Here is a 22,772-nt window from a genome sequence, read left to right as displayed (position 1 = left end):
TCCCTAATATATTACCTCAAAAACGTCTACACTTTTGCGTTTTCCTTTAACGGTGACGTTGCCAACTTCCCGATAGGTAAAAAATTCCTTCGTCGCTTCATACACGCTGCTGCTGACGAGGATTTGCCCCCCTTGAGCGATACCTTGCAGCCGCGATGCCAAATTAACCTCATCGCCGATCGCAGTATAGTCAAGGTGCTGTGGCGAGCCAATGTTACCGATGACAACCTCTCCAGAACTAATACCAATACCTGTGAGAAAATTTTCTTTAATCCAGGTAACAGGAATAGTTCTCAGCCGCAATTGCATTCCAATTGCCGCCGCGATCGCCTGCTTTTCATTATCTATTAGTTTAGCCGGTGCCCCGAACATTGCTACAATCATATCCCCCACAAACTTATTCACAGTCCCTTCGTAACTGAAAATCACATCTACCATGTGGGTAAAATACTCGTTCAAGTATCCCACAATCGTTTCAGGAGGTAACTCCTCGCATTTAGTAGTAAAACTTCTAATATCTGAAAATAAAATAGCAATGTTTTTCTTAGTAGGAGCCAAAGAAATATCACCTTCTTTTGCTGTAATGATCGCATTTACCAGTTGTGGCGGAATGTAGCGTTCTAGTTGACTTTTAATCCGTTCTTCTTGTAGCTTATTTTTATGAAGCATAGCATTTTCAATCGCCGCTGCCGCTATCGAAGCCAGACTCGTAGCAAATTTCAAATCTTGGGCTTTGTAATTTACAGGTGCTTCGTTGCTAATATTAATCACGCCGATGCAACCATTCTGAGTTTTAAGCGGAGCGCATATCAAACAAGTAATAGAATTTTCCCCAGAGACAAACCGAGTATCGTTCAACACATTATTAACTATTTCAGCTTTATTATTTAAAAATACGTTGCCAGCGATCCCAATCCCAGGAGCAAGAGGGGTTTTAGCTTCGCACTCTTTGCCATCAGCGACAGCGATCTCCAGCTTTTGGCTCTGAGGATCTAGTAACATTACAGAAACGTTTGTTGCCTGAATGAGTTTTTTAGCTTCAACAATTACCAATTTAGCAATTTCTTGGACATCTAAACAAGCTGTCAACTTCTCAGAAAGAGAGTAAAAAAGATTAATTTCTCGATATTTATCCAAGACTTCTTTTGCTAAAGTCTTTTTTTCCAATTCTTGAGCTGCTAAATAGGTTAGTAAAGAAGCGATCGCAGCAGCTTTCGGATCTCCCATAACCCATCCAATTATCTCTCCATCCACTTCCACAGGATATTGAGATTGACTCTGACTAGAATCACCCATTAATAATTTACCATCAACAGTCTGAATGCTGATTCGCGTATCTATAACACTGAGCAGAGTATGAATGAGATACAATGCTTCTTTTTGAGAAACCAGGCGTTTAAGACTAATTTGGCTCATTTTTTTTAGAATCTATATGTATAGTATCTCGTTTATTTTCTCCTAACATCAGGAAGAAAGTATTTTCTAAATCTTTTTCAAATCGCAGAGCTTGCAAAATCTCGGATTTCTGCCAAACATCAGCATCTGCAATAATTAAATCTGGTTTCACAGACATCGCCTTTTTCCTGAATTCTTCACCTGTGAGAGCTTCTGTCACGCTGTATCCTCTGGCTTTCAGTACCTCTGCTAAAGTTCTAGCTTCTGACACATTCTCATCCACAATCAAAACTTTCTTTTTGGACGATCCTTGAGATAGTAACCAGCCGATTTCTTGAAGCATTGGTTCGGAGTCGCTTGACTTAATAAAATAGCGATCGACACCAATACGATAGCCTCTTTCTTTATCTTCTACTCCCGAATTAATCACAATTGGAATACCCATAGTCATAGGATCGTTTCTGAGAATTGCTGCCACATCAAAACCATTCATTTCTGGCATCATCACATCTAGAATAATCAAGTCTGGGAGTTCTTGTTTCGCTGTAACTAGGGCATTCTTACCATCTTGAGCTTCTTTGACAGCATAACCTTCAGCCTCCAATTGCTGTCTTAATAGTTTACGAATGTTCTCATCGTCGTCAACTACTAGAATAGTTTTCTGCTGTTTCTCACCAAGTGTAGCGTTAGAAACATGATCTCTTAACTGCTTGAGAAAGGTATTCATGTCCAATTTCTTAATCTCTATTTCTGTTGTTTCAGCTACTTTCAATGGCAGTGTAAATGAGAAGCTACTACCCTTACCTAATTCACTTTCTACCCAAATTTTACCGCCGTGATGTTCGACAATTTGTTTACAAATCGGCAGTCCTAAACCTGTACCTTTTGGTTTATCTGTCAAAGTATCTCCCACTTGCTTGAATTTTTCAAATACCTTTGGTTGGTCAGATTCCGCAATTCCCATACCTGTATCAATAACACTAATCTTAATTTCATCAGCTATCTTACTAGCTTTACAAGTGACAGAACCTTTGTCAGTAAACTTGATAGAATTAGAAATTAAATTAATCATAACTTGAATCAATTTATCCTTATCTCCCACAAACTCAGGTAGATTTTCCTCTATATCTTTAATAGATTCTAGCCCTTTATTTTCAAATAAAGCAGAAGTTGCAGCAATTGCCCTGTCAATCAAATCATCAACTCTCATGGGTTCCATCTTCCAATCTATCTTACCAGCCTCCATTTTGGCAACATCTAAAAGGTCATTGATCAAATCGGTCAGCCGTTTGCCTTCAGTAATAATAATCTGAAGATTATCTCCAACTTGTTTCACAGCTCGTTGTACTTTTTTATCCTCTGTCACTACGATAGGGAAGACATTTTCCTCTAATTTTTTCTGGATAAGTTTGGCAAAACCAAGGACAGAAGTGAGTGGGGTTCGCAGTTCGTGAGAAACAGTAGAAATAAAATCTGTCTTCATCTGATCGACTTCTTTTTCCGCAGTAATATCTCGAATCAAAATGACGGAACCTATATAAGTGGGAACTTCGCTATCTAATGCAGCTTTTTTAAGAATGGCAACTCCTGAACCCTTAGCAAATCTGCCACCTGGCATTGCTAATTCTACAGTAGAAATTTCGTGAGGAGGTCGCTTAGTATTATCTATCAATTCAGATACTTCACTTCCGAACACTTCCTCCGTAAATTTACCTATTAAATCGATGTTTTCCAGACAGAACATATTGCTAAGAGCTGGATTAAATCTAGTGATTCTGCCATTAACATTTGTTACTAATAAGCCGTCAGCAATTGTGTCGATAATTGAGGCGAGATACGAGAGAGTATCTTGAAGTTCTGCCGTAGCTGCTGTCACCCGCTGTTCAAGAGTTTGACTGTAATTTGAAAGTGCCTGATTCGAGCTTTTTACTTGTCCAATCATCTGATTAAAAGCTTGTGCCAAAATCCCAATTTCATCTTCGGTGAGCACGGGTGCAGCAGAGTTCAAATTACCATCTGCCACCTCTCTTGCAGTTTCAGCAATGGCTAGAATTGGCTGAGTAATTCGACGCGACATTAGATAAACTGCTACTAATAAAACACCAGCGGAACTTAACCCAATTAATAAAATATCCCTCGATAATCTATTCGCAGGTTCAAAGGCTTCTGCTTGGCTCATTTCTGCCAATAATGCGAGGTTTTGATTAGTCAGCCAACGATAGCTACCAATGACCGGAACTCCATTATAATTTACATAAATACCTTGACCGCTATTTTTCGCGATCGCGGCATCAATTCCTACACTTTGAATCCCTTGTGCAAATTGGGGCTTATTTCCATCTACTGAAATAAACACATTTTTATTACCACTTTTTCCTACCAAATATGTCTCACCACTTTTGCCCAAACCAGTCTTTTCTCGGATTAAATCATCTACACCTTTAAGATCCAAATTGACTGCGATCGCACCCATCTTGACACGGTTTTGATCTAAAACTGGCGTGGCAAAAGTAATCGCAGATTTTCCATTTGATGTGTAAAAATTTGGAACAACTGCATTAAAACCTTCACGAGTAAAATAAGTCGTCGGATCTCCTAAAGGTCTAAATTTACCTTTAATATTTGTACTTTCTCCATAAACAAATATTACAAATCCCCCATTGGTGGTAATGAGAACACTTTGTAAACTTGGTTTAACAGCAATTATATCTGAAAAATATTTTGTGAGGCGTTCAACAGCTATTTTATACTCTGGATTTGAGTTATCTACAGTTAGCAAAACTGCTATTTGTTGTTGTATTTCCGGCAACTGGCTCATTAAAAGCACATCCTTTCGTTGAGTTTCAACCCATTGGTTAAGTTGAAATTCCTTAAGGGAAGTCGCCACCGTTAGACGATCTTGAACGGATTGCTGTAAAGAATCTTTAGCGCGAGTATAAGCAGCCAAAGCCACAATACTCACCGTCACCACTGACAAGAGCGAAAAATAGCTAACAAGTTGATTTAATAGGCTGCTTTTCCAGAACTTCATTGCTTACCTCTTAATAAATAATGTTAATAGTTAACTGTTAACATTCTAACTCTAACTTCATTTCCATTGAGCAAAAATCTGTTCAATCTTCGCTATTGTTTCCTCCGCAGCTTTCTCAGGTGATAGTCCATCCTTAATTATATTCAGAATAGCCTTAGACCAAATATTCTGAGCAAGTACCTGACTATAAGCAGGATTAAATACTTCATAGCTAGGGCGAGTTAAGCCATTAAGTTGCTTAATTGCTACAGATATGTGCGGATCTGTGGGATTATTCCAATAGGAATCCTGTAAAAGTTTCGGCATTACTGGAATTATTCGCCCCTTTCCACCCTCTTTGAGAAACTGATTTAAGTTTTCCGGTTTCAGCAAAGAGGAAAGAAAACTCTTAGCTTCTTCTTTATGTTGAGAAGCTTCAAATATAACTATCTGCTTGACACCTAATATAGAAGTAATTTCCCCTCCACCCGGCTTTTCTGGCCAACCTCTCGTCACCATCTTATTAAGATAAAGATCCGTAGAAAGTTTATTATATTGATTCTGTTCTAACTTCTGAGTTAAAGGAATTGACAGCGTACCATTAGCAGTCATTAGCGATTGGCTTTCCAGAAAACTGACATTATTGCCAGAGTCTTTCCATTCTACAGAATCAGGAGGCACATAGCCATCTTTGTAAAAGTTAGTGTACTGTGTTAATGCTTTAATTATCCCCTCGCGATTTGCAGGATTTTTTAGCGACAAATTACCATCTTTATCTACAATTTTTACATTATAAGCTTCCAAAAATTGTTGAAAAATCAAAAAAGTATCAGTACCCAAAGCTGACATAGTTAAACCCAAGCCATAGATATCTGACTTACCATTTTGGCGCAAAATATCCTGAGCTTGTTTCCAAAATTTCCAGAAGTCATCCCAGTTAGTCGGAATTTCTTGCTCGTTTAAACCAGCTTCTTGCAGGATATTTCGCCAGTACAAAATATGCGTGGCTTGCTGTCCTATCGGCACTGAATAGTAAGCGCGCTTTTTAGCTATATTATTCTGAAAGTACACCGCTTCTAGAACTGTAGGATTGTACAAATCTTTAAAGGAATTAATCAAGTCAGAGACATCAGCTAATTGATTTTGCCACGCCAAACTAGGAATCAAATTTGTTTCCGCAGTCGCGCTGTAAAGCACATCAGGAGGATTGCCATCCTTGAGTGCTTTTTGTGTCTCAGCATCAATGCTATTGAGTGGTATTAATCTTAATTCAGCTTTTTTTCCGCTTTCTTTTTCCCATTGAGATATTAGCCTAGCTACCACCTCATTCTCTTCTGGTAAAAATCCTTGTGACCACCAAATTCGGAAATTTTGATTCTGTGGTGGTAGTGAATTTCCGGTGAGATTTGTCGGAGCATTATTGCTACAAGTAGCTAACCCAAAAAATAAGAAAAATAGTAATATTAATGTAACTGTACGCTTACGCATTGTCTTCTTCAACCTCATTAGAGAAAATATTTATTTTAAATTTAGACTTGCTAATAGCCATTTTAGTTTCTGCCAATAAAAGTTTAGTTGACATTAAAATGTACTGGCTTATCAATCGGCAATAGCACAAAAAATTAATATCTTGACTGTATTTTCTACTCATTGAGTAATATGCTTGAGCTATGGCTTTTTGATACTTAGCTTCAAGTTTTCCCGCCTGAGTTAGTTGAGTCTCTGCTTTTGCCAAAATCATACAAAAACTTTCTACTAACAGCGCTTTATTAGATGTAGAAACTGTCACATTGCCATATTTACGATATATTGAATAACTGCCTGGTTGATAGACAATTTTTGCTCCTTTTATAAGTAAAGAAATTAAAAAGTCTCGATCTTGTCCGCATTTTAAGGTTTCATCCCATCTAATGCTATTAATAACGGCACTTTTTTTGAAAAGGTAGGCAATCGGAGGTAAGCAGCCATAAGCCAACAAAGATTCTAACACATCTTTACAATTGCCAGAAATTCCGACAATATTGACAGCTTCCTGTAGAATTTCTCCATCAGGTAAATGATACTGATAATTCACATCACCGTAAACAATATCTGCACCCATTCCGTCTAAAAAATTAACTTGCCTTTCAATTTTATCGGGAAGTAAATAGTCATCAGCATCAAGATATTGAATGTATTCACCCTTCGCTAATTCAAACCCTCTATTTCTGGCATAGTTTCCGCCTCTATTTGGCCCCGTTTCCCAAATTAATCTTCCATCATAATTTTTTATTATCTCTAAGCTTCCATCCGTAGAACCATCATCAATTACAATCACATCAATCGGGGTATAAGACTGTTTAAAACAGCTTTCTATGGCTTCGCCAACCCATGTTTCAGCGTTAAAGCAAGGAATAATAATTGATACAAGCTTTGCCATAATTTGCTGTTGATGTCGAGGCTTAAAATCAGAAAAAAACACCCATACTTATTTCAAATATGGCTTTAGTTTTTCAGTAAAATACACCCATTGACTGTCATTATCCAGACTTAATCTAGCACCCTCGACTAATGCCGTTGACACCAAAGCATCTCGAAATGTCGGCCGCCGCCCTTCAAAATCAGCAGGCGAACTATTCCCTTCTACAATCGATGCGACATCCTTAATAAATTGAGTGATGCTTTCAATACCATACCCTCGATATTCAGTATACTTGTTATCGATACTCATGTAAGGCTGACAGAAGTATGGATTAATATCTTCTATGCCTCCTAAGTCAGTTATACTCTGAACACCCCGTTTTGTTTGGTCGCTCTCAAACCTCCCTGCGGTACCGATCGCCTCAATTTTTTGTTGAGACATCGCACCATTGCAGTTAGGATCGATCCAATTAGTCAAAATCGTAGATGTAAAACCCTTTGACCATTCAATTAACACCTGAATAGCATCATACCCGGAAATACCGCGTTGCGACAGCCATTTTTTTTGACCAGTCGCAATAATTCGGCATGGCAAAGCTTGAGTCACAAAATAAATCAAATCGGCGTAATGCACGCCTAAATACTGAAAAATGTTAGTATCAGCTACCCAAGCGGAAAAAGTTTCGCTAGGAATAATTTTACGCTGACTAAATTCTACATGAAAGTACAGCGGATCGCCAATAGAACCATCCGCGATCGCTTGGCGAAGTTTCAAATTAGCTAAATCCCAGCGCTTATGAAATTCGACAGCGCCGTAAACTCCCGCATTTTCCGCAGCATGGATCATTTGCTCTGCATCGGCTACAGTTGGTGATAGAGGCTTAACCACCAGTACGTGCTTACCACTCGCGATCGCAGCCAAAGCCATCTCAGTATGCAAAGGATCGGGTGTAGTAATTATTACCGCACCGGGATCTGGCAAATTCGCGATCGCCTCTTGATAAGCATTACCATCCGTACAATTCCCCATTGGGTAACGTACACAAGGCATCTCTATCCCCATTAACTCCTGAAGAGCATCAAGCTTAGCATTAAAAATAGCAAAAGACTCAGCCGACTTACTAGCAATCAATACCCGATCGATCGTCCCCGCCTGATATTGCTGCATCACCGCTGGTAATACAGTTCCATAACCCTTGGTACTGCGGCCACAAACATACATACCAGTACCAATTATCAACAGATTTATCTTTTTCGGCTCAGTGTTCATAGGAGTAGCACCTACCTTACTGCTTTACTATACAATACCATTAATATTACATCAATATTCAGGAAATTGATAGTTTTATTAGTATATAGTCTTATCCCAATTCCTCAATATCTAATCAGCAATGATCGGTTTAGACAATCCCCTAGTAAAACTATATGCCACTTTAATTGGATGGGTATTGACAGGATTTATCCTCGGTCGATACCTACCCAAAGGAGCCTCCACCGGCTTAGGAAAATTTCTATTTTTCTGCGGCGCACCATTTAGTATTATTGCTTTCATGCGCCGTGCCAACCTCTCTGGATACCTAATAATTTCTCCCTTGACAGCATGGACTGCTTTGTTTGTAGGTGCAGGATTAGCTTGGATCTGGATTGATTTAGGAGTTAGTGACGAACGCCTTAAAGCTATTTCTCGCGGTCTAACAAATCCCAAAAATATTGATAGCATCTCCACACTTGAGGAAGATCGTCCAGCCAGAAAAAGTGCTTGGAGCAAACCAACTCAAGGCAGCTTTTTATTCGCAATGATGGTAGGAAATACTGGTTTTTTGGGATTTCCTATTATTTTATCATTAGTTGGATCGGACTACTTTGCTTGGGCATTATTTTACGACTTAAGTATCACTTTGGGTATCCACGTATTTGGAGTAGCCCTAGCAGCTTATTACGGCACTGCACCCAAAATTAAAGGTTGGAAAGGCCCTGTTTTGACCGTGTTAAAAAATCCGGCATTATGGGCTTTTGCAATTGGTTTAATAGTAAGAATTTTGCCATTACCTCCACAAGCAGACAAGATATTACAGACAGGAGCTTGGACAGTAATCACCTTATTCTTAATTATGATTGGCATACAATTAAGCAAACTTTCTTCCTTTCATAATCTCAAACAGGGATTGACTTGTCTGGCGATTAAGATGTTATTAACTCCCTTAGTTGTTGGTACTGGTTTAATGTTTTTTGGCATCACCGGCCCCCCAAGACTATTGTTAGTTTTGCTGATGGGTATGCCTCCAGCTTTTATCACTACTTTGTTTGCCGAAAAATATGGTTTAGACCGAGATTTGGCAGTAACTACTGTGGCAATTGGTTGTGGCGCTGTGCTATTTACAATCCCTCTATGGTTATGGCTATTTGGCTTTTAAATACCCCGAAGGAAAAGGGAAAAAGTCAATAAAATTGAGTGAGGCAAGTGCTAAACTATAGCAACCGCTTTCGTCGGTTAGGACGTTCTGAGTTCCTGAAACTCCCTGATTCTATTTCCTTCTTCCCCTTCTTTCCCTAGTCCTGAGCATCGTAGTCCCTAGCCCCTAACCTACGAAAGCGGTTGCTTTAGAAGTATTGGTATAAACTAAAAAAAAGGTTAATTACCACAGGAACGCAATGCTAACGGCTGTTTTAATTATCAACCTACTAATATCCCTCCTTTGCTTTTACATCGCTTGGAAAGCGTGGCAAGTAAAACAACTGCTCGATCGCGTCGAAAGGATACTCACCGCAATGGAGAACAACGCCCACAACTTCCTCAGCCAAGCACCCAACTTCCTAGCCAAAAGAGAGAACAGAACTCATAAACTGCGACAGCAGTACCGGCAACTAGAATCGCAAGTCCAACAACTCCAGCAAGTTTTAGGATTACTCACTTTAGGAATCACACTTTGGCGGCGACGATCTGTGCGTTTCAGGTAAGTTGTATCACAAAGCAAGTAAATCGCGCTAAGATATTCACCCAAGCCCCACCAACAGAGCCAGTGGCAAAGTTTACCACATCTTAAGAAATAGCACCTAGGACATATTTTTTCTCCCATAAGTAGTTGTGAATTGGCTTTGCCCCCTAAAATTGATATATGAGTAAGAATTATAGAAATGTCAAATAAACGTTCTGGATTATTTGTAGGTGGGCTGCTAGCTGGCTCAGCCATCGGTACCGCCATCGGTTTACTCATCGCTCCGCGATCGGGCAAAGAAACACGCCAACTATTGAAAAAATCTGCCGATGCACTCCCGGAGTTAGCAGAAGATTTATCTACCAGCGTCCAACTCCAAGCCGATCGTCTCTCAGAATCCGCACTGCGAAACTGGGAAGAAACCTTAGCAAGACTCAAAGAAGCGATCGCCGCCGGTATTGAAGCCTCTCGTGGCGATCGCCAAACCCTCTCCCAATTAGAAGCAGACAACAACCGCGAATCTCGCCTTCCCCCCCGCGATCCCACAAAACGCTTCCTCTAACAGCCCCATCCTTCACTCTCAACCATCCCCACCTGAACATTCCCCCTATTCTTTTCCTGTAGGCGAGCTCCCGTGACTGACCCCGTGTTTTGGCTAGCACTGTCCATTTTCTTAGTTGCAGTCAGCCTTACTGCTGTCTTAATAGCTCTATTGCCCGCCGTACAAGCACTAGCGCGGGCAGCCCGCAGCGTGGAAAAATTAGCCGATACCCTCTCTCGCGAATTTCCCCCCACCTTAGAAGCCATCCGCTTGACTGGTATGGAAATCAGCGAACTCACAGAGGACGTTAGCGAAGGCGTTCAAAGTGCAGGGGAAGTAGTCAAGCAAGTCGATCAAACTATTGGCAGCGCCAAAAAGCAAGCCCAAAAAGTACAAATTACAACTCGCAATGTCTTTACTGGGTTCAAAGTTGCTTGGAAAACTTTAACTCGCAAGCCAGCAACTAGCGATCGCCGATTAGAACGCCTCTCCCCCAGCCAAAGAAATCCCATCTCCCTAGGCAATTCAACTCTAGATGACACCTACTCAGAAGAATATACCTCCGGCCGGGAAACCTCAAACACTTACAGCAGCCGTGAAACCAAGGGCGAACTGCCTCGACCACGCCCTAGAGAAGCTTCTCACCTACAACCTAATCCCGAAGAATTAGAGCAATTAGACAATTAGCCAATTACCAATTACCAATTACCAATTACCAATTACCAATTACCTATTGCCAATTACCTATTACCTATTCCTAAATTCCGAAGCAACGATCATAGAACCAATCCCTGCATCTGTGAATATCTCTTGCAGCAGGGCATGAGGAATCCGACCATCAATAATATGCGCGGCGCGGACACCTTGCGCCAAACTACGAACGCAACAATTGACTTTAGGAATCATCCCACCAGAGACAATACCAGACTGCATCAGCCCCCTAGCTTCTTGAATATCAAGCTTAGCAATCAAAGTATCTGGATTGTGATAATCCTCCAAAATCCCAGCCGTATCAGTTAGCAAAATCAACTTTTCTGCTCCCAACGCTGCTGCAATTTCACCCGCAACCGTGTCAGCATTGATATTGTAAGCTTGTCCCGTTTCATCCGCCGCCACGCTCGACACAACCGGAATGTAGCCCCCATTAACTAAAGACTCCAAAAGATTGATTTTTACACTGCTAACTTCCCCAACAAAGCCAATACCTTCTTCACCTTGGGGACGAGCTCGGATCAAATTAGCATCTTGGCCGCATAGTCCTACTGCGCGGCCTCCCGCTTGGTTAATCAGGGAAACAATCTCTTTATTTACCCTTCCTACCAATACCATCTCCACAACATCCATCGTCGCGGCATCTGTCACCCTCAGACCATTCTTAAATTGTGGTTCGATCCCCAACTTAGCCAGCCAAGTGTTAATTTCTGGGCCGCCGCCGTGAACAACAACGGGACGTGCTCCCACACAGGAAAGCAGCACAATGTCCCGCATCACCTTATCTTTAAGGTTGCTGTCTTTCATTGCTGCACCACCGTATTTAACAACAATGGTGCGTCCTGCAAACTCTTGAATGTAGGGTAATGCTTCTGAGAGTACCTCAGCCCTATTGGTTTCAGACTTCCTGGGAAAATCGCTTTGTTTGAGCATGGGTAGTAGAATTACGCTTTAACAATTATTTAAAGATAATATAGTTTTTTCTAATCAAATTCTTAGCAAAAATCTAGCTACAACTTATGGATTCCTTGGTAAAGTAAAGAACTGTATTGTATTTGTAGATTTTAGTTAACGTTTTATGACAATCAGTGCGGTCTCAGACTCACCCCCAGCCAAGTTTTACTCCGATCCAGACAGTGACTCATTTTCCCCCAAGATGACCGTATTTTGCGATTTGGACGGCCCCATCGTTGACGTATCCGATCGCTACTACACTACCTATAAACTTGCCTTAGCAGATACTCAGGCAGCTTATCAAGCTCAAGGAGTCGGTTTAAACATCACACTACTTAGCAAACAAGAGTTTTGGGAAATGAAGCGAGAGCGAGTACCCGACGCTGAAATTGCCAAGAGTTCAGGATTGCAAGATTCGCAAATTGATGAGTTTCGGCAGCGAGTAATGGAGCTCGTCAATCAACCTGAGCTTTTACACTTAGATCGGCTTCAGCCAGGAGTACAATGGGCGATCGCACTTCTCCACTCTCGCGGCGTGCGCCTAGTCTTAGTCACATTACGTTCCCAAAGTCAAGCCACTCAACTCTTACAAAATTACGGCTTAGCTAGACTCTTTACCTGCATTCGTGGCACTCAGGTGACGGATGCTGCTTATAACAATTATGCTAACTTGAAAACCCAACTTTTAGATGAAGTTGTAGAAGAACTAGATTCATCAATAGACTCTGCTTGGATGATTGGAGATACGGAAGCAGACATCATCGCCGGTCAAGCTTTAGGTATTCCCACAATTGCTGTTACCTGCGGTATTCGTAGCACTACCCAACTAGACGCATTTCAACCAACCCGTATCCTCAGCGATCTAGTTTGCACTGCTCATCACTTGTTAACAGTTAACTGTTAACGGTTAACTGTTAACTGTTAATTGTTAATTGTTAATTGTAATATCGAATCGCGTTCTACACGAATTATATATTTTGTCATTGCGAACGCAGTGAAGCAATCGCAAAGGCTTTTTGAGGTTGCTTCACTACGTTCGCAATGACTATACAGAAGCAATCGATCGTAATAATAACTATGTAGCAATTACCAATTACCAATTACCAATTACCAATTACCAATTACCAATTACCAGTTAACCGTTAACCGTTAACCGTTAACCATCAACAGTTTAAGATTCCAAACTACTTGTCATATCCCATAATCGATTCAGAGGAAAATAGAGCACCGGAGCCCAAAGACTACTAAGAATAGCAGAACATAAAGCTACTCGCTGATGGTAACTCCAAATGTCTCCCAAACTGCTTTTTTCCCCAATCCAACTAAACTGAAGAGCCATCACCGTCTCCGCCACCATCGCCATTCCAAAGACAATTAAAGCTATAGGAATGGGGTCTTTCTCAATAATTTCTGGTGGAATAGAGCGCATTTTCTGCAACACAATAGTTAGAACTCCTACCACAACTAAACTCACCGCATGAGTTGGGTGAGGAGCAGTCATTGCATCTTGAAGGAACCCCAAAGCCATACTGCCAATAATAGCTTCCATCAACGTCCGCTTACGCCTAATACTCCAAGCCACTACCCAAATTAACGGCCAGTTAGGGCCTATTCCCAAAAGTTCCATCCCGGGGAGCCGAGTAGGCAAAATCAAAATGCAGAGGATTACAGAAGCAATAGTTACACCCCAGTTAAGAAAATGGCGAGAACCCAGAGATATCCGAGATAAATAACTCATCACTTCTCTTCGCCTCCTTCCTCTTTAGAAAAGTGATCTTGAAGAGAATTTGTCTTTGAGGGCAAATTTTGAGGAAGAGTGAGCTCCGATGGCTCCTGGTGGGCATAGACTACCACCCACTCCAGAGAATTTATCGATGCCGAGAATTCGATTATAGCTTCAGGGGCAGGACTTTTATTCATATCCAGAGACTCCACCCTGCCTACTGGCAACCCAGGGGGATACAACTGGCTAAAAGATGAAGTAGAGACTATATCTCCTGGCTTAACATTCGGAACATTATCAAAAAACTCCATCACCGCGCGATTTTTCGCTTTTTCTCCTTTTCCCCGCAGGAAACCCATGTGGCGACTGCGGCTAATGGCGACACCAACTCGGCTAGTGGGATCGCTAATCAGAACCACAACACTTGTGTTAGGAGTGACATTAATAATTCTTCCTACCACACCGCCGGGGCCCATCACAATAAAGCCCTTGCGAATGCCATCTTTACTACCTCGGCCCAAAGTTACTTGCTGCCACCAATGGTCTGCACTTCGACCGATAATCGGAGCTACAATTCCTTTATTTTTCTGGGTAGAAACATAACCTAAAAGCTGTTTTAGCTTTTGATTTTGGGTTTGTAATTCTGTTAAACGGTCTTGGAGTTCTTTAGTGCGGGCATTGAGCATTTGCTCTTGTTCGGAGGCATTTACTTGGAAGGGGCGAGAAACCCAACCATAGACCTCAAATAGTGCTTGACCTTGAGTTTCTCGAATTAACCACGCTCCACTTAGAGCTATGCCCAGGATTGCAATTTGTAATCGCAGATCCCACCATCGACGCAGTGTGTTTTTTAGCATAATTTCAGACTTTAGATTTTAGATTTTAGATTGAGGTAGCGATTTTAGATTTTAGATTGAATCCAAAATCCAAAATCCAAAATCCAAGATAGACTTCTTAGAGGTTTCGCGATCGCCCACTGAACACCCGTTCTAATTGTTTGAAGTTCTCCAACACTCGACCAGTTCCCAAAACCACGCAGGATAGAGGGTCAGCGGCGACGTGAGTAACGATGCCGGTTTCATGGCTAATGAGAGTATCTAAACCCTTCATTAAGGCTCCACCTCCAGCTAGCATGATTCCCCTGTCAATAATATCTGCTGCGAGTTCTGGAGGAGTGCGCTCTAGAGTTCTCTTGACAGCTTCGACAATTACTGAAAGCGGTTCCGACATACTTTCTCGGACTTCTGGCCCTTTAATCGTAATCGTTCGCGGCAGGCCTGAGAGCAGGTGCAAACCGCGTACTTCCATTGTGATATCGTCGTTTTCTAAAGTTGGATAGGCGGAACCAATTTGAATCTTGATGTCTTCAGCGGTACGTTCTCCAATTACTAAGTTATGAACTTTTTTCATGTACTGGATAATGGCATCATTGAGTTCGTCACCGGCCACCCGTACTGACTCGCTCAACACCGTACCCTGTAAGCTGAGTACAGCGACTTCCGTTGTACCCCCACCGATGTCTATAATCATGTTGCCAGTCGGCTCAGAAACTGGCAATCCAGCTCCGATCGCAGCGGCAATTGGCTCATCAATTAACCGGACATCTCTGGCTCCCGCTTGAGAGGCGGCTTCCATGACTGCCCGGCGTTCAACTCCGGTAACGCCAGAAGGAATGCCGATTACTATCCGGGGTGCAACTAGGGTTCTGCCTTCGTGAACCCGCCGGATGAAGTGTTTGAGCATCAGCTCTGCTGTGTCGAAGTCGGCAATTACGCCATCCCGAAGTGGCCGTACAGCGATGACGTTGCCAGGGGTACGCCCTAGCATTTTTTTTGCCTCTTCTCCGACTGCGAGCGGGATTTTCAAATCTTGGTCGATGGCAACTACAGATGGTTCTTGAAGAACGATACCTTTGCCGGATACGTACACGAGTGTGTTTGCAGTACCGAGGTCGATACCCATATCACGGGATAAGGAAAAGCGACTGAGAAAACCCACTGGTTTGTACGCCCCTAAACTTAAATGCTAGTGTGTGCATTGACACTCCCCGGTCTGAAGACGCGGGGATTCTTAAGACTTTCCAGCCTTAATATCCCTATTGCTAGGGTTTCCGGGCGCAATCCTTTTGCCGAAAATGGCGGTCTGCTATCCTTGCCTTGCAGCAAGCTCCTCGGTCGTGACTTTCCTCCAGTCTGGGGGTAGGTTTTAGCGTCTTTTACTGACGATTTAATCGTTTCAGAACTTGAGCATTGGTTGCGATCGATTATTTTGAGCATCCGTACTAATGTTAAGTTAGATACTTGATTTCTCAAAATCCGCAACCTATAATGTAACTAAAGTGTAACCAAGGTGGATTCTATTACGTTTTTGATCCTGAGTCTATTGAAACTCTCAACCCTAAAAGGGGGCAGGTTTTAATGTCTTGTACTGACAAAGGGATTATAGCAGATCGATGTTAATTTCACTGCGATTCTCCTTCACAGTGCCGATCTCAACCCCAGTTGGGGCGATCGCGGCGCGGTAAAATCTTTCAGAATGGCTCATTAGTTGAGCCGACGTTCCCCTAGAATCCATAATCTATATTGTCGAAAGAGGGGACGAAATCAGGATAAAGCCCAGACCTTGGCTGTCTGGTTAAAGAACTATTTATCTATTGTGGATGCTGTTTCATTATCAAAGTCGGAATTGAATTTATGAGTCTCAATGTTGTCACTCTTGTGGGCCGCGTGGGCGGCGACCCTGATGTAAAGTATTTTGAGTCGGGTAGTGTTAAGTGCAGCTTAACTCTGGCGGTTGATCGGATGACGAAGAACGCTGAGCAGCCAGATTGGTTTAACTTAGAACTTTGGGGAAAAACTGCTGAAATTGCTGCTACTTATGTTCGCAAGGGTAGCTTGATTGGGGTTAAGGGTTCCTTGAAGTTTGATCGCTGGCAAGATCGCAATACGCGTGTAAATCGTTCTAAGCCAGTGATTATAGTGGATCGACTGGATTTATTGGGATCGAAACGGGATAATGAATCCGGTATGTCGCAAAATTACGATGAGTTATAGGCTCGTGGAATTTTGGGTCGGTGAATTTTGAATTTTGAGATTAGCGATTGTGAGTTCCGATCGGTTAGAAGTAGTTAAGTCTGAGTACGCAACTGGTAAGGCGGTTTTTGAGCGGGGCCAGTACGGGGATGCGGTGCGCCATTTTGAGGCGGCTAGTGCTTTGGTAGATCGTGGTTCCCGTTTGGGGGGTGAGGTGCAGATGTGGCTGGTGACGGCCTTAGATGCGGCGGGACAAACTCAGGAGGCGATCGCGCTTTGTAAGAAACTTGTCCGCCATCCTAGTATAGATACTCGCGAACAAGCTCGTGGTTTGCTCTATATTTTGGAAGCGCCTAAGTTGAGCAAGCGCCCTGAATGGTTGGTGGAAATTCCAGATTTGGGGGCTTTGGGTGATAATCCTTCTAGTGCTTTGAAGGGTGGCGCTGGAGGGGCGGTGAATCAGTCTAAGCCTAAGCTGGCGATCGCGGAGCCAGTAGATTTGAGTAAGGTAAATACGAGGGATAATCGGTTTATTTGGGTGGGTTTGATTGGGGTGGGTGTGGCGATCGCGAGTTTGATTTTTTTTAGTTAGGATTTTAAGACAATTGGGAAGAAAGGGACTAGGGAGTGTTTTCAAACTATCAAATTGATGTAGGGGCGAAGCATTTGGGCGATAAACTTCTGCTAAAAACCAGCATTTTGTACCCGAATGCTTAGCCCTTCCAGGGTTTGAGAACACTAAGACAACTTCTTCAAATCAGAATTTTTCACTTCATTACCAACAATCGATCGCATCCCCTCCAAAGTAGCCGGTATACTACGCGGGTCCATAAACATCACCTTACTGCTATCACTACTACCAATTTTCAAGCCCATATCCAAATAGTTTTGAGCCAGTAAAAACTGAAGTGCTTCGCGAGCATTCGGGTCATTTTCCAAAGTTTTGCCAATAATTTGTAACGCTTCAGCAGTAGCCTGAGCCTTAAGAACCTGACTTTGACGTTCCGCCTGAGCTTTAAGAACGATCGCCTTTTGCTGGGCCTCCGCCTCCAAAATAGTTGATTTCTGACGCGCTTGTGCGTCCAAAACTTGAGCTTCTGCTTTACCTTGAGCGCTATTAACAGCCGAATCGCGTTCGCCTTCAGAGGTGAGAATTGCTGCGCGTTTGCGCCTGTCGGCGGCCATTTGCAACTCCATTGATTCTTGGACTGTTTGAGAAGGAATAATATCGCGCAATTCTACCCGCGTCACCTTCACTCCCCAAGGATCGGTAGCAATGTCTAAATCTCGGAGTAAAATTTCATTAATTTGAGAACGGGCAGTAAAAGTTTGTTCTAGATCCAGTTGACCCATTTCCGAGCGAAGTTGCGTCAGCACCATATTTACCATTGCTGACTGAAGATTTTCTACTTTATAGTAGGCTTTTTCCATGTCCATAATCCGCCAGTAGACCACCGCATCTACAGTAAAAGAAACGTTATCGCGGGTAATACAAGCTTGAGGAGGAATGTCTAAGACCTTTTCGCGAATAGTTTGTTCGTAGACAACGCGATCTAGAAAAGGCATGACAAAATTAAGACCAGGTTCCAATTTTTTGCCGCTATATTTGCCCAAGGTTTCGACTAAAGCTTCGTTCCCTTGATTGACAATTTTCACAGAACCCGCGATCGCAGAACCGCCTAACGCTAGAAATACCAGTAAAAAAAATCCTTCCATTTCAATTTCTCCTAAATATATAGTAACCACCAAGTGGTTAGGACATTCTGGTTTCCATCAAACCCGCTGATTCTATTCCCTTCTTCCCTTCTTCCCCCTCTTCCCCTTCTTCCCTAGCCCTGAGCATCGTAGCCCCTAGCCCCCTCTTCCCTAGCCCCTAGCCCCTAGCCCCTAGCCCCTTCTTCAAGAATGCAGCAGGTATTCTGGCATCACAATCAAGGTAGTACCTTCTCGCCCTACTACAATTACATTCTGAGACGGCGCGATCGCCACAGCATGATCTGCACAGCGAGCTCGCCAAGAGTTACCCTCATAAATGACTCGTCCCGTACCTCCCGCCGGAATTTCCGTCAAAGTTTGGGCCTCCTTACCATCTTCGAGCACTTTAGAGTTCTGCTTCGGGATTAAGCGGCGAGACCCCAGCACAAAAAATGCTGAGAAAACCATCCACAGTAACACCTGCAAATTAACATTAGGTAAAACTAAAGACACAACAGCCACTGCAAAAGCACTCAGTCCCATCATAAATGCTACAAAAGCAGTAGGTAGAAATAGCTCCGCCAAGCAAAGCACTGTTCCCGCCAGCAACCAGAGCTCAGTGGGAGATGAGAATATAGATAAAATCGGTTGCGGGGTGGAGATATTGGCAACCCCAGCCAATAAGCTGATGGTGTTCATTGTCGCGATCGCAGTTATAAAAAGTATTGGAGATTAATTAACTTAAATTACAGTCAGCTCAATGCCGCACGGCTAAAACTGAAATTTTAAGGTAGACGAGACAGTTGAGAAATTATATAGGGGCTAAAATCAGTTTATTCTCAGATCCAGTAATTTAGCTCTCTCAAGCAGATAACTTTATAATGTTTTTAGACAAAATTTTTGACATGATTAGCCTTTCCTCCCCAAAAATTTACTGCCCCAACTTAGCCTGTCCCAACCCTAGCAATTCCTTGGGTCGCCGGGAATGCGAAGCTTGCCAAACCCATCTGATCTATAGGTATCTGTGGGCGCTTGGCCCAGAAGCAGAACAGATACCACAGGGTAGCGAAATCGGCGATCGCTACTTTGCGATCGAGCCTCAAGTTTGGCTCGATACTAGACCCGGAGAACCCCCTAGCGCCCCCGAACAATTGCCTGATGCGCTCCTTCCTTACCTCCATTTATACCCCCACAGGCTTCACGTTCCAGAGGTCTATGGTTTTTGTCAATTAGGAGAATCTGAGGAAGCACCAGAGGTGTTGTTGTTAGAAAATGCACCAGTAGATGCGATCGGTCGCCTCTATCCTTCTATTGTAGAAGCTTGGCTAGGAGCACCACCAGTCCGCCAAGTTTATTGGCTGTGGCAAATCCTGCAACTATGGACTCCACTATCCGCAGAGGGAGTAGCTTCTAGCTTATTGGCCGCCGAGAATATCCGAGTTGAAGGTTGGCGAGTGCGGTTGTTGGAACTACTGCCAGGGGGTAAAGTTAAACCAACATTGCGCGATTTAGCAGAAATTTGGACTCCTTGGGTAGAAGCAGCACAACCATCGATACAACAAGGACTGGAAGGAATTTGTATGCTTTTGCGTCGTAGTGGGACAACTGTAGATGCGATCGCGCCAGAGCTCAACTTGCTATTACTCGAAGTTGCCGCTCAATTACCCCTACACTTAGAAATAGCTGGAGCTACCGATACAGGCCCTCAGCGCGACCACAACGAAGACAGTTATTACCCTAAAAATTCAGATTTATCCCAGATCCCAACCCCAGATCGTAACCCCCAGATTCCTTACCTAGCCATAGTTTGCGACGGAGTTGGCGGCCACGAAGGCGGAGAAGTAGCAAGTCAACTGGCTGTAGAGTCCCTCAAACCATTAATCCAAACTCTCCTAGTAGAAATAGCTCAACAACCCGATTTGACTCCCCCAGAAGTCGTCAGCAGGCAACTCGAAGAGAGCGTTAGAGTAGTAAATAATGTAATTGCTGCCCAAAATAACGAGCAAGGCCGAGAATTGAGGGAACGCATGGGGACAACCCTAGTGATGGCTCTCCAGTTACCTCAACAGGTTAAAATTTCAGATGTTGAGCAATTAAATAATTCTCACGAACTCTATTTAGTCAATGTTGGGGACAGTCGCGCCTATTGGCTGACGGAATATGGTTGCTGTCAGTTGACTGTAGATGATGACGTAGCTAGCAGGGAAGTTCGCTTAGGTCATTGTCTCTATTGGGAGGCGCAACTGCGATCGGATGCAGGAGCTCTTACCCAAGCGATCGGTACGCGAGAAGGGGAATATCTACATCCCTCAATTCAGCGGTTTATAGTTGAAGAAGACGGTTTGTTGCTGCTATGTTCTGACGGTCTTAGCGATAATGATTGGGTAGAAAAATCTTGGGCAGATTACGCACCAGCGGTGTTGAAGGGCGAGATTTCTTTACAGTCTGCTATTCAGTCTTGGATTCGTCTAGCTAATGAGAAAAACGGCCATGATAATACATCGGTGGTAATCGTTCATTGCCGGATTTCTCCAGAGAAGTTGGTATTCTTCAATCCAGTTCAATTACCCAATACAACAGGAACTCTGGAATCTGAGCTTTCAGAAGCTTCTAAGGCACTTCTGTACGCTGAAACAGTAGGAGCTAAATCCCCCCGCCAACGGCAGAATTTTAAGGCTTTAGTGCCTGTCCTAGGGCTGTTAGCGTTGCTTTTAGTAGGAGGTGTTGGGGCTGTGTGGTATAACAATCGCCAACAACAGCAAAAAAATGAGCAAATCCCCTTGTTCCCGAATACTTCCTCACCAGCTAAGTAGTGAAGAGAGAGATATTGGGAAAAAACGGAGCTAGCCAAAGCTGTATCTTGACATCCCAACCCAAAATAATTGCGATCGCACTGATTACGATAATTATCCCACCGATTTTTTGTAAGACTACACTATGGGGTCGCAAACGTAATAAGTGCTTGGTGAAATAGCGCCCTCCATAAGCAATTCCTAGCAGCGGCAATCCGGCTCCCAAACCGTACCAAACTAATAACAAGAAAGTAGTTGTAGGCTGAGGATTAACAACAGCTATAACTAGAATACTGGCTAGAACTGGCCCCGCGCAAGGTGTCCAAAGCAAGCCGAGTTGAGTTCCCAGCCAAAATTCACCAATTAACCCCACCCGTATAGGCTCTTTCAGCCAACGTTGAAAGTGTAAGTATTTAAACAAAAATTGGTAAATCTGGGGAAAAATGGTACTTATTCCGGCAATCAAAAGAAATGCGATTGCTCCATTTCTGAGGATGCTAGCAAGGCTGACAAACCAGCTTGATGTCACTCCCAATAAGCTCCCAATTACCGCAAAACCAGAGATTAATCCTAATACCAAAGCAACGGGGCCATAGCGATGAGATTGAAGGCTTCGCCCTAATAATATAGGTAAAATTGGCAAAACACAAGGCGAGAGAATAGTTACAAATCCTGCTAGCAAAGCTACACCAGTCGAAGGGAGTGAAGTTGCCATTTAACTATCCTAATAGCCTACGAATTGTCTGTTCTGTTTCGTCATAAGCTCCTTCCCCAATATGATTATAGCGCCGAATGCCTTGTCGATCTGCTAAAAATAAATGAGGCCAGTATTCATTCTTGTAGGCAAGCCAAGTTTTAAACTCGTTATCCAGAGGTACCGGATAAGTAATTTGATATTCTTTCAAAGCTTTTTTGACATTATTTACATCGCGCTCAAAGGGAAATTCGGGAGTGTGTATGCCGATAATTTTTAATCCTCGCTCGGCATATTGGCGATGCCAACGAGTGATGTAGGGTAAAGTACGCTGGCAGTTAATGCAGGCGAATGTCCAAAATTGTACCAACACCACGCTACCTTTGAGATCGGATATTTTCAGCGGCGGAGAATTTAGCCATTGGCTAATACCCTGAAACTCTGGTAATATCTGTCCTACCTGTGAAGTAATAGCTCGATCTGTGGTGAGGGAAATATCACTTTTAGCAGGAGTAGGCATGGGAATATCTTCAGAGCTAGATGTTGGGGTAGCAGTTGACATCATCTCTTTTTTGAGGGTAAAACTGAGAGCGGCTCCACCAACTCCTAGCCCTAAATACCATAGTAATTTACGTCGCCCTGGCCCGCGATTGTTCATAAAGTAATTTCCCTTCCTTAATTTACTTTAGATACGGATATGACCGGAAATTGGATGTTTTCTGCAAATAGGAAAATTTTTAAATCCAAAATAGAGTCAGGCTCGTATTAAGTAAAAGCCTACCAATGAGTTGCCTGTTTGTATCGTAAGTTACAAATAGCAGTCTGCATAGTATAGCAACAGACCAGAATGTTAGGACAAATATCCGTAACGCCGCCCTCTGGGCGGTAT

At 42.9% G+C, this 22,772-nt stretch carries 23 protein-coding genes; 8 read left to right on the top strand and 15 right to left on the bottom strand.

The features are described 5' to 3' along the window. Positions 1-3: 3 nt before the first annotated feature. From PY364_RS01335 to PY364_RS01315, 5 genes are read right to left on the bottom strand one after another with little or no spacing between them, the layout of a single operon-like run. Complete coding sequence (locus PY364_RS01335) at positions 4-1,416, bottom strand: adenylate/guanylate cyclase domain-containing protein (protein ID WP_275519771.1); 1,413 nt, start codon at positions 1,414-1,416, stop codon at positions 4-6. Then, positions 1,403-4,426, bottom strand: a complete 3,024-nt coding sequence (locus PY364_RS01330) for an ATP-binding protein (RefSeq protein WP_275519769.1) — start codon at positions 4,424-4,426, stop codon at positions 1,403-1,405. The genes PY364_RS01335 and PY364_RS01330 overlap by 14 nt, the downstream gene beginning before the upstream one ends. 57 nt (positions 4,427-4,483) lie before the next feature. Continuing rightward, a complete protein-coding gene (locus PY364_RS01325) occupies positions 4,484-5,893 on the bottom strand; it encodes an ABC transporter substrate-binding protein (RefSeq protein ID WP_275519767.1) in 1,410 nt (469 codons plus the stop codon). Continuing rightward, positions 5,886-6,824, bottom strand: coding sequence for a glycosyltransferase (locus PY364_RS01320; protein ID WP_275519765.1), 939 nt, complete (start codon positions 6,822-6,824; stop codon positions 5,886-5,888). Before PY364_RS01320 ends, PY364_RS01325 begins: the two co-directional genes overlap by 8 nt. Before the next feature lie 48 nt (positions 6,825-6,872). After that, a complete protein-coding gene (locus PY364_RS01315; RefSeq protein WP_275519763.1) occupies positions 6,873-8,075 on the bottom strand; it encodes a Gfo/Idh/MocA family oxidoreductase in 1,203 nt (400 codons plus the stop codon). Between the two features lie 121 nt (positions 8,076-8,196). Here PY364_RS01315 and PY364_RS01310 point away from each other — a divergent pair, with 121 nt between their 5' ends. The 4 genes from PY364_RS01310 (at position 8,197) to PY364_RS01295 (ending at position 10,969) form a co-directional block, all read left to right on the top strand. Next, on the top strand, positions 8,197-9,219 hold the full coding sequence (locus tag PY364_RS01310) for an AEC family transporter (protein WP_275519761.1): 1,023 nt from the start codon (positions 8,197-8,199) through the stop codon (positions 9,217-9,219). Positions 9,220-9,457: 238 nt separating this feature from the next. Then, positions 9,458-9,763: a hypothetical protein gene (locus PY364_RS01305; protein WP_275519759.1), complete on the top strand. Its 306-nt coding sequence runs from the start codon at positions 9,458-9,460 to the stop codon at positions 9,761-9,763. Between the two features lie 177 nt (positions 9,764-9,940). Continuing rightward, entirely contained in the window at positions 9,941-10,303 is a 363-nt protein-coding gene (locus PY364_RS01300; RefSeq protein WP_275519757.1) for a YtxH domain-containing protein, read from the top strand. A 72-nt stretch (positions 10,304-10,375) separates the two neighbouring features. Continuing rightward, entirely contained in the window at positions 10,376-10,969 is a 594-nt protein-coding gene (locus PY364_RS01295; RefSeq protein ID WP_275519755.1) for a DUF948 domain-containing protein, read from the top strand. A gap of 60 nt (positions 10,970-11,029) precedes the next feature. Here PY364_RS01295 and argB read toward each other — a convergent pair whose 3' ends face one another. Then, positions 11,030-11,926: an acetylglutamate kinase gene (argB, locus tag PY364_RS01290; protein WP_275519753.1), complete on the bottom strand. Its 897-nt coding sequence runs from the start codon at positions 11,924-11,926 to the stop codon at positions 11,030-11,032. A gap of 145 nt (positions 11,927-12,071) precedes the next feature. On the opposite strand from argB, the gene PY364_RS01285 reads away from it, so the two are divergent. After that, positions 12,072-12,851 (top strand): HAD family hydrolase, encoded by a 780-nt coding sequence (locus PY364_RS01285; RefSeq protein ID WP_275519751.1) that lies wholly within the window; start codon positions 12,072-12,074, stop codon positions 12,849-12,851. Positions 12,852-13,118: 267 nt separating this feature from the next. Here PY364_RS01285 and mreD read toward each other — a convergent pair whose 3' ends face one another. The 5 genes from mreD to PY364_RS01260 form a co-directional block, all read right to left on the bottom strand. Then, positions 13,119-13,685 carry a rod shape-determining protein MreD gene (gene mreD, locus PY364_RS01280; RefSeq protein WP_275519749.1) on the bottom strand — a complete coding sequence of 189 codons (567 nt, stop codon included), beginning with the start codon at positions 13,683-13,685 and terminating at the stop codon, positions 13,119-13,121. Next, positions 13,685-14,527, bottom strand: coding sequence for a rod shape-determining protein MreC (mreC, locus tag PY364_RS01275; protein WP_275519747.1), 843 nt, complete (start codon positions 14,525-14,527; stop codon positions 13,685-13,687). Before mreC ends, mreD begins: the two co-directional genes overlap by 1 nt. Before the next feature lie 97 nt (positions 14,528-14,624). Beyond that, a complete protein-coding gene (locus tag PY364_RS01270; protein ID WP_275519869.1) occupies positions 14,625-15,632 on the bottom strand; it encodes a rod shape-determining protein in 1,008 nt (335 codons plus the stop codon). 56 nt (positions 15,633-15,688) lie between these two features. Continuing rightward, entirely contained in the window at positions 15,689-15,982 is a 294-nt protein-coding gene (locus PY364_RS01265; RefSeq protein ID WP_275519745.1) for a hypothetical protein, read from the bottom strand. Between the two features lie 127 nt (positions 15,983-16,109). Continuing rightward, on the bottom strand, positions 16,110-16,244 hold the full coding sequence (locus tag PY364_RS01260; RefSeq protein ID WP_275519743.1) for a hypothetical protein: 135 nt from the start codon (positions 16,242-16,244) through the stop codon (positions 16,110-16,112). Positions 16,245-16,363: 119 nt separating this feature from the next. On the opposite strand from PY364_RS01260, the gene PY364_RS01255 reads away from it, so the two are divergent. Next, positions 16,364-16,723, top strand: coding sequence for a single-stranded DNA-binding protein (locus tag PY364_RS01255; RefSeq protein ID WP_275519741.1), 360 nt, complete (start codon positions 16,364-16,366; stop codon positions 16,721-16,723). A gap of 49 nt (positions 16,724-16,772) precedes the next feature. Continuing rightward, positions 16,773-17,294 (top strand): tetratricopeptide repeat protein, encoded by a 522-nt coding sequence (locus PY364_RS01250; protein ID WP_275519739.1) that lies wholly within the window; start codon positions 16,773-16,775, stop codon positions 17,292-17,294. Positions 17,295-17,440: 146 nt separating this feature from the next. Here PY364_RS01250 and PY364_RS01245 read toward each other — a convergent pair whose 3' ends face one another. Then, complete coding sequence (locus PY364_RS01245) at positions 17,441-18,418, bottom strand: SPFH domain-containing protein (RefSeq protein WP_275519737.1); 978 nt, start codon at positions 18,416-18,418, stop codon at positions 17,441-17,443. Between the two features lie 183 nt (positions 18,419-18,601). Beyond that, positions 18,602-19,033, bottom strand: coding sequence for an NfeD family protein (locus tag PY364_RS01240; RefSeq protein WP_275519867.1), 432 nt, complete (start codon positions 19,031-19,033; stop codon positions 18,602-18,604). Positions 19,034-19,278: 245 nt separating this feature from the next. Between PY364_RS01240 and PY364_RS01235 the strand changes: the two genes are divergently transcribed. Then, positions 19,279-21,210 (top strand): protein phosphatase 2C domain-containing protein, encoded by a 1,932-nt coding sequence (locus tag PY364_RS01235; protein ID WP_275519735.1) that lies wholly within the window; start codon positions 19,279-19,281, stop codon positions 21,208-21,210. On the opposite strand, the gene PY364_RS01230 is transcribed toward PY364_RS01235, so the two are convergent. Continuing rightward, complete coding sequence (locus tag PY364_RS01230) at positions 21,203-21,904, bottom strand: cytochrome c biogenesis protein CcdA (RefSeq protein WP_275519733.1); 702 nt, start codon at positions 21,902-21,904, stop codon at positions 21,203-21,205. The two genes, PY364_RS01235 and PY364_RS01230, sit on opposite strands and share 8 nt — an antisense overlap. A gap of 4 nt (positions 21,905-21,908) precedes the next feature. After that, positions 21,909-22,541, bottom strand: coding sequence for a thioredoxin family protein (locus PY364_RS01225; RefSeq protein WP_275519731.1), 633 nt, complete (start codon positions 22,539-22,541; stop codon positions 21,909-21,911). Positions 22,542-22,772: the final 231 nt, after the last annotated feature.

It is taken from the genome of Kamptonema sp. UHCC 0994 (assembly GCF_029167235.1).
Taxonomy (GTDB): Bacteria; Cyanobacteriota; Cyanobacteriia; order Cyanobacteriales; family Microcoleaceae; genus Kamptonema.
The sequence above is the reverse complement of the archived record's forward strand: the minus strand, read 5'-3'. Positions and strand labels throughout refer to the sequence as shown.

Excerpts from the sequence above, each read along its gene's own strand:
- PY364_RS01335 (WP_275519771.1), bottom strand. The coding sequence starts at position 1,416 with ATGAGCCAAATTAGTCTTAAACGCCTGGTTTCTCAAAAAGAAGCATTG.
- PY364_RS01330 (WP_275519769.1), bottom strand. The coding sequence starts at position 4,426 with ATGAAGTTCTGGAAAAGCAGCCTATTAAATCAACTTGTTAGCTATTTT.
- PY364_RS01325 (WP_275519767.1), bottom strand. The coding sequence starts at position 5,893 with ATGCGTAAGCGTACAGTTACATTAATATTACTATTTTTCTTATTTTTT.
- PY364_RS01320 (WP_275519765.1), bottom strand. The coding sequence starts at position 6,824 with ATGGCAAAGCTTGTATCAATTATTATTCCTTGCTTTAACGCTGAAACA.
- PY364_RS01315 (WP_275519763.1), bottom strand. The coding sequence starts at position 8,075 with ATGAACACTGAGCCGAAAAAGATAAATCTGTTGATAATTGGTACTGGT.
- PY364_RS01310 (WP_275519761.1), top strand. The coding sequence starts at position 8,197 with ATGATCGGTTTAGACAATCCCCTAGTAAAACTATATGCCACTTTAATT.
- PY364_RS01305 (WP_275519759.1), top strand. The coding sequence starts at position 9,458 with ATGCTAACGGCTGTTTTAATTATCAACCTACTAATATCCCTCCTTTGC.
- PY364_RS01300 (WP_275519757.1), top strand. The coding sequence starts at position 9,941 with ATGTCAAATAAACGTTCTGGATTATTTGTAGGTGGGCTGCTAGCTGGC.
- argB (WP_275519753.1), bottom strand. The coding sequence starts at position 11,926 with ATGCTCAAACAAAGCGATTTTCCCAGGAAGTCTGAAACCAATAGGGCT.
- PY364_RS01285 (WP_275519751.1), top strand. The coding sequence starts at position 12,072 with ATGACAATCAGTGCGGTCTCAGACTCACCCCCAGCCAAGTTTTACTCC.
- mreD (WP_275519749.1), bottom strand. The coding sequence starts at position 13,685 with ATGAGTTATTTATCTCGGATATCTCTGGGTTCTCGCCATTTTCTTAAC.
- mreC (WP_275519747.1), bottom strand. The coding sequence starts at position 14,527 with ATGCTAAAAAACACACTGCGTCGATGGTGGGATCTGCGATTACAAATT.
- PY364_RS01270 (WP_275519869.1), bottom strand. The coding sequence starts at position 15,632 with ATGGGTATCGACCTCGGTACTGCAAACACACTCGTGTACGTATCCGGC.
- PY364_RS01260 (WP_275519743.1), bottom strand. The coding sequence starts at position 16,244 with ATGGATTCTAGGGGAACGTCGGCTCAACTAATGAGCCATTCTGAAAGA.
- PY364_RS01255 (WP_275519741.1), top strand. The coding sequence starts at position 16,364 with ATGAGTCTCAATGTTGTCACTCTTGTGGGCCGCGTGGGCGGCGACCCT.
- PY364_RS01245 (WP_275519737.1), bottom strand. The coding sequence starts at position 18,418 with ATGGAAGGATTTTTTTTACTGGTATTTCTAGCGTTAGGCGGTTCTGCG.
- PY364_RS01235 (WP_275519735.1), top strand. The coding sequence starts at position 19,279 with ATGTTTTTAGACAAAATTTTTGACATGATTAGCCTTTCCTCCCCAAAA.
- PY364_RS01230 (WP_275519733.1), bottom strand. The coding sequence starts at position 21,904 with ATGGCAACTTCACTCCCTTCGACTGGTGTAGCTTTGCTAGCAGGATTT.
- PY364_RS01225 (WP_275519731.1), bottom strand. The coding sequence starts at position 22,541 with ATGAACAATCGCGGGCCAGGGCGACGTAAATTACTATGGTATTTAGGG.